Origin of the sequence: Reichenbachiella versicolor (genome assembly GCF_003171675.1) — a bacterium.
GTDB classification, from domain to species: Bacteria; Bacteroidota; Bacteroidia; order Cytophagales; family Cyclobacteriaceae; genus Reichenbachiella; species Reichenbachiella versicolor.
Genome location: NZ_QFZQ01000001.1, coordinates 1,140,609 through 1,151,418, shown reverse-complemented (window position 1 = coordinate 1,151,418; position 10,810 = coordinate 1,140,609). Strand labels below are relative to the sequence as shown.

The window sequence follows — 10,810 nt, the reverse complement described above, 5'->3', positions numbered from 1 at the left end:
TGTGCGAAACTGTATACACAAAACGAATGCTGAAAGAAGAACTAGAAGCTTATATGAAGAAATTGGTGAAAGCTTAAACAAATCCGAATGCTTAATTTAAGCTCGTGACTATTGAAATTTGATCTTCGAAATTAGCTCCACTGGTTTCATATCTAGACAAGCTGCAATTTTAAAGATAGTAATTAAAGTTGGCTGCTTATGACCGTTTTCTAGTCTAGAGATATGCGTCGAATGTGATTGAATGGCATGAGCTAATTGCTCTTGAGTTAACCCTTTAGCTTCTCGATGTTCCTTTAGAATCTTCCCAAATGCCGCTATGATTTTTTCATCATCTATCACAGAGGCAAGTTGATTTTAAACAATAGGCTACACCATAGCCTAAAGGGCAAGATGTAATATAGTTTTTATATATTGGACGCTTTCAGAAGAGGAATTTGAGCAATGAATTTGGAACAGTTTTTAAAGGAGCGTACCAATAAAAGAATTGGAAAGTATCGAACAGTTAATGTCGATGAACATTTACACTTATTTTACAAGAGGATTTCTAGCCATTATAATATTCCAATGGCCGATTTAATGTATCATATTCTTGAAGATTGGAAGTCTAAATATGAAGTTGAATTAAAAAAGAAAATGTTGAACGATTTATGATCTTATTTAATTGAGTCTTAGACCAGTAATAGTCTCCAAAGGAGGAAAAAAAGTTAAAGGGTATTTTCATCGATTCGTGTATCAGTTCAATCACAACTACAGTGAAACAAAAGCTTTAGTTGAGCTTTACGATGGTAGCTTGAGATTCTATGATCCGTTTTTTGTAAAGTTTTCTGATAGATCAAAGCAAGAAGACGAAGACAACGAATAGATGATAAATGTTTTGTTTAGTGTGAACAATTTGATTTAAGACATAGAATCAACAATTCTAATTGTCCGATATACATTTCTAGTTATCTGATACATGAGCTTTGAACAATTTGTAAACCTATTTAACATAAACATGGATTATGTTATATAATTTATATTATGTTAAATTCAATAAATAAAGATTAAGGCCTACCTATTTAATCACTTTGACTTTACTTATTGTTTTTCTGCAAGTTATGAATCATCAGAACTTACTTTAAGCACTGGTCCAGTTGTCAATTGGGAAAAACTAAAACAAATCCCCATTGCCAGACAATCTCTCAGTTTGTTGATAAGAATTTCTAGAAAGTCATTTCCATTTGAATTTTGATTCTAGTTTTGCGACGCTGAACTATTTTATTTCAATCACACTAAAACAATCTTAGATATGGCAACTTGGTATAGCTGTAAAGTCAAATACGAAAAAGAAAATGACGAAGGCGTTCGTAAATTAACTACCGATAATTTCTTGGTAGACGCTATGACCTATACTGAGGCTGAGTCTAGAATCTATGAAGCTATGGAGCGTGATGTATTTGGCGAATTCACCGTCTCTAATATCAGCAAAACGAATATCGGTGAATTGGTGCAATTCGAGCCTGCTGATTGGTGGTACAAGTGCAAGGTATCCTACTCTACTGTTGCAGAAAACACTGAAAAAGAAATCAAAATCAATACTTACTACTTAGTAAATGCGGAAGACGTAAAGGACGCCTACACTAAGGTTGGAGAAGCTTTAGACTCTATGTTAGTACCTTTTGAGATCCCTTCTATCGTCAAAACAAACATCGAAGAGGTATATCCGTATCACAAAGATGATTCTGAAGAAGACGAAGATATAGAGGAAGAAAAACCAGCCAAGTTTGATATAGACGTCACAGACGAGATCAACGAAATGTTTTCTGACAATGAATCAGAAGACTATGAAGAAGGCGCATAACAAAACATAAATATGGTAGAAGAGTGTGTATACGGTGATATTGGTGGTACAGAACCTAAGAAAGAACTTGCTCCGGATCTAGCTAAGGCAGTTTCGGAGCACTATATCTTTCTATCAGGTGTATCCAAATCCTACGGTGACAAAGTCGTAGTCAATGATATCTCCCTCATAGTGGACGAAGGTGAAACCCTTTGTATCCTTGGTGAAAGTGGATCTGGCAAAAGCACACTCTTAAAACTAATTGCTGGTCACCTCGACACTGACGGTGGTGAAATATACGTAGATGAGGAAATGATCGAAGGCCCTACTGATAAGTTAGTTCCGGGCTATAAACACATTAAACTCATTCATCAAAACATTAAGTTGTCCCAGTTCAAGACGATCCATGACAACTTGAAATCTGCTACTTACGAATTCAAGCCAGAGTTCCGAGAAGACAAAGTAAAAGAGCTCTTGAAACTTACCAAGCTGGAGGATAAAGTAGACGCCTTCCCTCCTGAGCTTTCTGGTGGCCAACAACAAAGAATTGCTATTGGTGCAGCATTGGCCAATGAACCTGACGTAGCACTTTTAGATGAACCATTTAGCCATCTCGATGTTCCACTGAAGGCAGAGATCAGAAAGGATCTAATGACTATGCTAGACGAATTGGGCATGACTACTATATTCGTAAGCCACGATGCCAATGATGCTTTTGCTGTAGCAGATAAAGTAGTCGTATTGAGAGAAGGGATCATTCAACAGTCTGGTACTCCTGAGGAGATCTATCGAAACCCTGTGAATGAATATGTAGCTGGTTTCTTCGGTCCTGTCAATGTTCTTAAAATAGAAGATGCTACCCTACTCGTAAGACCTGAGCAAATTAGATTATCTGATAACGGTACTTATACAGGGAAGGTCAAGGAATCAACATTCTACGGTTTTCACTATTTGAATAAGGTTGAGAGTGACATGAGTCAAGAGGAGATTACCATTTATTCGAAAGAGAAGTTCGAAGTGGGGACAGAAATCAAGTTTGACTATTCAGAATAATCAGAATACATGACAGACCCTACCTCTGTCATTTTAGTTTTTGTCAGACCTTTCTATATTTGAGCCTTCACTCCTAGTTGTTCAAAAAGTGAATAACAAGGGTTTAACTAAAACTAAATTTATTACATGAAATTATCAAGTCTAATTGGCTTAGCATTCAGTACGTTACTGTTTGTAGCTTGTTCATCAAAAAAGTCATCAACATCTTCTGAAACCGAATCAGAGTCTATCGAAGTATCTGCCGAAGAAACCAAACCATCGACTGTAGAGGCAGTTTGTATTTGGGACGGAATTTTAGTTAGAAAATCACCAGACTCCAAAGCCAAGTCTCTAGCTTCTATTAGTCTGGGCGAATCTTTAAAGTCTTTGGGTCAAGACTCTACCAATAAGCGTACCTATACCCTAGTCGAATTAAATGACGGTACTCAAGGTTGGGCATTGAAAGATTTCATAGTACCAGAAGCTAAGGCGGCTGTAGTGGTCAATGAAACTACACTTTATTCAAGACCTGATTTGGTTACTAAGACGGACAAAGTATTCAAGCCAATGGACATCTTGGCTGTCATGGAAGAGCAAGATTCTTGGATGAAGGTCAAAGGAAAAAGATCAGGTGCCAAGTGGATGGACGAAGGTTGGATCAAAGGAAACAATGTTTCTTACTCTTCTATCGATATTGCCGGTGCTAAATTCACTTCTCAAGCTTTCAGTATCAAAGATGATAGCAAGAAGAAAGAAGAGTTGGAAAACATACTTAGTAATACTGATTTAACTGAATCTACATTCAACTCACTTATCAAGGATTCTTTAGAAGCTTGGGCTACTCCTATGATAGAGGAAACCGAAATGGTAGAAACTGATTCTGATTCGTTGTCAGCTAGTACATCTACTGATAGCTTAACTATCAACTAATAAACCGCTGTGGATAATACAGATAACCATTCTGAATCAACTCAGAATGACTTGGGTGAATCTTTAAATCAAGGTTCACCTAAGTCAACTCTCCCTCCTAAGAAGAACAAAAAAAAGAGGATCATCATCTGGTCTTTTATTGTAGTTCTGTTGCTAATAGCTGGAGTATATGCTTATCGAGTCATCAATCCCGACTCAACCGGCCCTCGAATTAATCCCCTTGATTTTATACCTGCAAATGCTCAGGTAATCATAGAAACTGACAAACCTTATAAGCTCTGGTCTCAGCTTAGCCAAACGAATATTTGGAAGATACTGGAGAGAGACAAGGAATGGGCACAATATGGTAGAATGCTCGTAGATATTGAAAACTCATTGTCCAACTTTGATAGGGCACTTGACCTACTTGGCCATAGAAAAGTTTACATATCCCAACACCAAACCTATCGCGAACAGTCGGACCTTCTTTATATAGCAGACTTAGAAGCCTTAGGTTTGATACAAACTTGGATGGTCAATCTAAGTGACGTAACCAAAAGGAAATACGGTGAACATACCATCTATGAGAAGATTGATAAAGTGTCTAAGGATTCATTCAGTTTTACTTTCGTAGACAGCTATCTGGTCACCTCATATACACACTCACTTGTAGAACAAGCAATAGACGAAATCAACAATCCTACTCTATCTCGTAATCCTGATTTTATCAGTATGCGAAAAGAGGTTTACGATGAAGGATTATTGAGGATATACACGAATTATGAAGAAACTTACCAATCATTTCTCAGTACAGAAGAAGGCAAAGAGTTTGAAGAGTATTTAGAGTACTTTCCTCTTAATTTCGGAGGGTATTATTTTGACATTAATGAAAACTCTTTTTTGCTTCAAGGTGCTACCAACTACAATATAGACTCTTCAAGTTATCTCAAACTATTCAAACCTGGCCAAGAAGGAACGTTAGATATAGCTACTTTTGCACCCAATAGTACCTCTGTATTCTTTAGCATTGGCTTTGATTCTTTTAGTTCGTTTTATGAGAATTTTCTTACGAGTTTGACCTCTGATCCAGAAGCTAATGAGGCTTACTGGTATTATGCTAAGAAGACTCAAAAGTTCTTGAACTTTGATATTGAAGAAGATATAGTATCATGGATTGATGATGAGATGGCTCTGTTGCAGATAGAAACGGATGGCCGGTCAGAGTCTGCATTCGTACTCAAAGGCAAAAATCAGTCTCAGGTCAATGAGAAGATGGCTTTTCTCAGTCGGCAAATTAAAAGACGATCACCTGTCAAGTTCAAAACTATCCCTTATCAGAATTACGAAATCAAATACATGGCAGTAAAGGGATTGTTTAAGCTAGTGCTAGGCAAGCTGTTTACTAAAGTAGAAAGGCCGTTTTACACTATTATAGATGAATATGTGATATTTGGTAGCTCTCCAGAAGCACTAATGTCTGTGATTGATCATGTTCGAGATAATACTACTTTGAGTGATGAATTAGCTTATCAAGAATTCATTTCAAAGCTCGGTGAGAAGCATAACTTACTAACCTATATCCAGTTAGACTTGTTGAAGAAAAGTAAAGATGGAATGATAGATAAATCGTTGATTGATTATATCAATGAAAAAAGTAACATTCTCAAGCATACACCACAGTTTGGATTTAGAGTTTCAGCTAAGAAAGGATATTATAAAACTTCGATTATGGCATCTATTGAAAGTACAGATGTAGTTCCCTCCTCTCCTGTTGCTGTTCCTGATAGTTTGCAGTTGTTTAAAAACAATCCGTTTTTTTCATCAGAGCATTTAAACCTGTCAGAGGTTGAAGTCGAGGATTTAGAAGCTGAAAATCAATCAGAGCTATTCGAAGATGGAAACCCTAAATATGACTACCAAACAAAGAATGGTAAAAAGCACGGTGCTTTTTATGAGTTCTATCCTAATGGAGACATCAAAATCATAGGCAAGTATAAAAACGACCTCAAAGAAGGTACTTGGAAGCACTATGACGAAAATGGAAAACTGATAGAGAAAGTAAAGTATCGCAAGGGACAATTGAACTGATTATTTGTTCTTTAAAGTTGTTCTTATAGGTATTCAAAGTAAAACCTTAATGCTAATGAAATCGCTTGAAGTTTTACTTCAAGCGATTGATGGATTCTTTTCTTTTTAAACTATTACATTAACTAGTGCCTAAAGAAAGGCAATGATTATTGTTTATTATCAGTAATACTTTAAGGTCGATAAATCAGCGTTTTGATGGGACTTTAATAATTACTTTAACTGCGATTAGCAGTAAAAAATGACTTCATTCATTACTTCAATCAAGGGGCTAACTTTTCATTCTTTTTAAACCTCTACTTTACCTCCAATACCATCCGACTGGCGTTCACTTCACTACTTAGTTATACTAAGGGAAACACGTAATTTAAGCTCTAATCAAGGTTTTTCTATCCTTAAATGCTCAGGTAGGCAAAATCACCTTTTGTTTGTCATGTAAAAAAAGGTAACTTTTTAATATGCTCTAATTCTCCTTCCCTACTTAATAGAACCAATCAACTTATGTCACTTTTTGAAAGAACTAAAAAGCCAATACCAACTATAACAAAAACCTCTAACGATGAAAGAAAAAAATCAGAACTGTATATTGTAGGAATTGGTACTTCAGCAGGAGGGCTAGAAGCATTACAACTCTTTTTTGACAGCATTTCTGAAATTGGAAATTTTGCCTTTGTAATTGTTCAGCACTTATCTCCTGATCATAAAAGTTTGATGAAGGAGCTTCTGTCAAAAAATACCGATTTACCTATTCATGAAGCCGAAGAAGGGATGGAAGTTTTAGCTAGAAACATCTATCTAATCCCAAGTAAAAAGGTAATGACTATTAAAAATAGATGTCTTTTTTTGACCGACAGGATTCCAGTGCATTCACTAATCCTACCAATCAATGTATTCTTTAAATCTCTAGCTGAAGATCAAGGAGAAAGAGCTGTAGGAATTGTTTTGTCAGGTACAGGGGCTGACGGAGCTATAGGGTTGCGTGACATAAAAAATTATGGTGGTATTTCTATGGTTCAAGACCCCAATACGGCACAGTTTGATGGAATGCCTAACAGTGCCATTGATACAGGAGTAGTTGACTATGTCTTACCTGCACACGAATTGTTTAATGACTTGGTAGAGTATGTTAATCATCCTGTCATATCTTCTCTTGATGATGATCTTGGTATAGGTAATCAGGAATCAATGATTTTGAGGATACTGAGTATTATCAAAGATCGAGTTAATATTGACTTTACACTTTACAAGCGATCAACATTAATAAGGAGAATTTCTCGAAGGATGAGTGTAAATAAGTTCACTACTATCACTTCCTACTTAGATTTCTTAATTCAAGATGACAACGAGATAAAGATTTTGTCCAAAGAATTTCTTATTGGTGTAACAAGGTTTTTTAGAGATGAACACCTTTTCAACATTCTAGAAACCTCAATAATTCCCAAATTAATTAAACAAAAAGACAAAGGTAAACCACTTAAAATATGGGTGGTGGGATGTTCTACTGGAGAAGAAGCATATTCACTTGCTGTTTTAATTCATAATTATATTTCGGAAAATCAGCTTGATGTTACTTTCAAGCTCTTTGCAACAGATATTGATTCTGAATCAATTGAATTAGCAAGTAAAGGCTTGTATCATAAGAGTATTGTTTCTGAAATTCCTCGTTCATTATTAGACAATTGTTTTATTAAGAATGAGGACATGTATTACATCAAACCTAGCATTAGAGAATCCATGATTTTTGCATGTCATGATGTAACTAATGATCCTCCATTCAATAAAATAGATTTAGCAGTTTGTAGAAATATGCTGATTTATATGCAGCCAATATTGCAAAATAAAGTTATTTCGATTCTTCAGTTTGCCTTGAATCTAAATGGTTATTTAATACTCGGACCAAGTGAAAGTATTAACAAAAATCTAGCTGTATCTTTTGAAACTATCGAGAAGAAATGGAAAGTATTCAAAAGCCTTAGTCCTACTAAGCAACCTACTCTTAGGAGCTCGTATAATATACAAAAAAAGTCGAGCTTAAGCTCAAACAAATCTTCAAGAATCACTAGCCAGGTCAATCAAACTTTTGAATTAATATGTACTGCGCTTCTTCAAGAGTCAGACGCAGCTTGTGTCTTGGTAGATGAAAATTACGAGATATTACAAGCTTTAGGACAATATCAAGAATACCTAAACTTTCCTGATAATAAGCTAATACTGAACATTCAAAAAATGATGCCTGAAGGCATCTTGTATGAGGTAACATCAGTATTAAGAAAAGCTTTCAAACAAAATGCTACAATTAATAAACCCAATCTCATAGTCAGAATAGATGATCAAATTAAAAAAATCAAGCTGTTCGCCAAGCCTATATCACTCGACCCTTTGAGTAAAAGAAAGACTTGTATTTTGGTTTTTAATCAAGCAGTAGATCATTCAATATCAAAGAGTCCAGTTGATCTACAGGATATAAATTCTAACCAGTCATTTAGAATCAATGAGCTGGAAGTTGCACTAAAAGAGACCAAGGAGAATCTTCAATCAACTGTTGCAGAAGTAGAGATTTCAAATGAAGAATTACAAGCTACAAATGAGGAACTATTAGCTTCTAATGAAGAGCTTCAAAGTACTAATGAAGAATTACAATCAGTCAATGAGGAACTTCACACTGTTAATACAGAGCTTCAAATTAAAAATAAAGAACTAGCATCAGTCAATGATGATATGGAGTACTTGATGAAAAGTACAGAGATAGGTACTTTGTTTTTAGATAAAGAACTGAAAATTAGAAGATTTACACCTGCTCTGAAAGAACATTTTGACTTACTAGACCAAGACATTGGTAGGTCTATTAGTCTGTTTTCCAATAAGCTAAATATTGAGAGTGATGCGAATCAAGTTTTGAAAACCCTATTACCTATTGAAGAAGAGGTTGTTAATGAAGCTGGGAATAAATGGTTCTTGAAAAAGGTTCTACCTTTTCGTACACTCAAAGACATTATCGATGGGATAGTGGTCGTTTTTGTTGACATCACTAAGATTAAAAAAGCTGAATTAAAGTTAAAAGAGCAACAGGAAAAGTTAAAGTTTAACGAAGAACGACTTCAACTAGCTATACAAGGTACTAACGATGGAGTTTGGGATTGGATGGATGTCAATAAGAATGATGAATGGTGGTCACCAAGGTTTTATGAATTACTAGGTTATAAGGAAGGAGAAATAAAACCTAGTCTAGAGACTTTTAAGGCTGGGCTTTTACATCCTGAGGATTTGGAAATGGCTATTGAGTCCGAAAAAAATTGTTTCGAAAAAGATATTCCTTTCGATGTAGAATGCCGATTTAGAACTAAATCTGGGAAATACAGGTGGTTTAGAGGAAGAGGTAATGTAATTAGAAATGAAGAAGGAAAACCGGTTCGTATGGCCGGTTCTATCTCAGACATCCACGATAGAAAATTGGCAGAAAATCAATTAAAAACTGCAAAATACTTTCAGGATAAGGTCACTAACCTAATACCTAGTATCATATATGTATTTAATCAACAAACCATGTCCAATGAGTATACCAATTTAGAAATAGGTACAGCACTCGGGTATAGCAAAGAAGAAATACAATACTATGGGGTAGAATTCATAGCTATGGTATGCCATCCAAAAGACTTATATAGAATAGGAGTTCATTTTGATAAAATGAATAGCATGCAAGATGGAGAATCTCTTAAGCTTGAGTACCGAATGAGACACAAGGATGGCGGATATAGGTGGTTTCTATCCATTGATACGGTTTTTGATCGAGACAACGAGGGAAAAGTCCTAAGAAATCTCGGAATAGCGACTGACGTTACAGAGATAAAGGAAGCAGAAAATAAACTTAAAGAAGCTAATATGATTTACGATACCATTATCGAAGGAACATTAGCTGGATATTGGGATTGGCATCTTAAGAAAAACTATGAGTACATGAGTCCTACTTTCAAGGCTATGTTTGGCTACAAAGACTACGAAATAGAAAATACACCAGCCTGGCGCCAACAAAACATTCATCCTGACGATCTTAAAATCACCTTAGATTGCTTTGAGAAACATATAAATTCTAAAGGCGAAATTCCATACGACAATACGGTTAGGTATTATCACAAAGACGGTTCTGAGGTTTGGGTGTATTGCAGAGGTAAGGTGATAGAATGGGATAAAAATGGTGAAGCTGTTAGGATGGTAGGAAGTCATATTGATATTACACCATTAAAAATGGCAGAACAACAGCTCAAAAAAACAAATCAGGATCTAGAGCAGTTTACCTACATAGCTGCACATGATCTAAAGTCTCCGATAACCAATATCGAGAGTTTTATGAGGTTTATAGAGGCAGATAAAACAATAGATAGTGAACAAAGCCAAGAGGCAGTAAAATGGATTGGCAAATCCGTAGAGATAGCTAAAAGTACTATTCAGGATTTGGCTCAGATTGTACAGGTAAATAATGAAACTTTAGAAAGTGAGAATTGTTCATTGGAGCAACTTTATCAAGAAACTCTAGATGAGCTACAGTTTGATATAGTAGCGACTGGTGCTACTTTCAAAAAAGACTTTAAGCAGTTTCCGGTTGCCGTTTTTCCTAAAATGTACATTCGAAGTATTCTACTGAATCTGATTAGTAATGCCATAAAATATAAAGACCCTAATCGACCTCCGGTAATACAAGTAAGAACTATGGAAGAAGACGGATACTTATGTATATCGGTAGAGGATAATGGAATGGGAATTAACCTAGAAAAAGATAAGGATAAAATCTTTGGTTTATTTAAGCGAGCTCACAGCGGTGTAGAAGGTAGTGGACTAGGTCTATATATGACTAAAAAAGCTATTGAAAGAAATGGAGGTAAAATTAAAGTAGAAAGTCAGGTGGGTAAAGGTTCTACTTTCAAGGTTTACATGGAAAAAATAAAAGTGTACGCAGAAAAATAAATTCAG

Annotated in this window: 7 protein-coding genes; 6 read left to right on the top strand and 1 reads right to left on the bottom strand. The window is 35.5% G+C overall.

Annotated elements, in window-relative coordinates:
* Positions 1 to 108: 108 nt before the first annotated feature.
* The gene (locus DKG80_RS04660) at positions 109 to 339 is read right to left on the bottom strand and encodes a helix-turn-helix domain-containing protein (protein WP_109830111.1); all 231 of its coding nucleotides are present in this window, start codon (positions 337 to 339) and stop codon (positions 109 to 111) included.
* A gap of 322 nt (positions 340 to 661) precedes the next feature.
* Here DKG80_RS04660 and DKG80_RS04650 point away from each other — a divergent pair, with 322 nt between their 5' ends.
* The 6 genes from DKG80_RS04650 (at position 662) to DKG80_RS04625 (ending at position 10,804) form a co-directional block, all read left to right on the top strand.
* Positions 662 to 862 (top strand): hypothetical protein, encoded by a 201-nt coding sequence (locus tag DKG80_RS04650; protein ID WP_109830109.1) that lies wholly within the window; start codon positions 662 to 664, stop codon positions 860 to 862.
* A gap of 426 nt (positions 863 to 1,288) precedes the next feature.
* The gene (locus DKG80_RS04645; RefSeq protein ID WP_109830108.1) at positions 1,289 to 1,840 is read left to right on the top strand and encodes a DUF4494 domain-containing protein; all 552 of its coding nucleotides are present in this window, start codon (positions 1,289 to 1,291) and stop codon (positions 1,838 to 1,840) included.
* Positions 1,841 to 1,852: 12 nt separating this feature from the next.
* Entirely contained in the window at positions 1,853 to 2,872 is a 1,020-nt protein-coding gene (locus DKG80_RS04640) for an ABC transporter ATP-binding protein (protein ID WP_109830107.1), read from the top strand.
* 126 nt (positions 2,873 to 2,998) lie between these two features.
* A complete protein-coding gene (locus tag DKG80_RS04635) occupies positions 2,999 to 3,781 on the top strand; it encodes an SH3 domain-containing protein (protein WP_109830106.1) in 783 nt (260 codons plus the stop codon).
* Positions 3,782 to 3,790: 9 nt separating this feature from the next.
* Complete coding sequence (locus DKG80_RS04630; RefSeq protein ID WP_109830105.1) at positions 3,791 to 5,848, top strand: DUF3352 domain-containing protein; 2,058 nt, start codon at positions 3,791 to 3,793, stop codon at positions 5,846 to 5,848.
* 498 nt (positions 5,849 to 6,346) lie between these two features.
* Complete coding sequence (locus DKG80_RS04625) at positions 6,347 to 10,804, top strand: PAS domain-containing protein (protein WP_109830104.1); 4,458 nt, start codon at positions 6,347 to 6,349, stop codon at positions 10,802 to 10,804.
* The last annotated feature ends 6 nt before the right edge of the window (positions 10,805 to 10,810 follow it).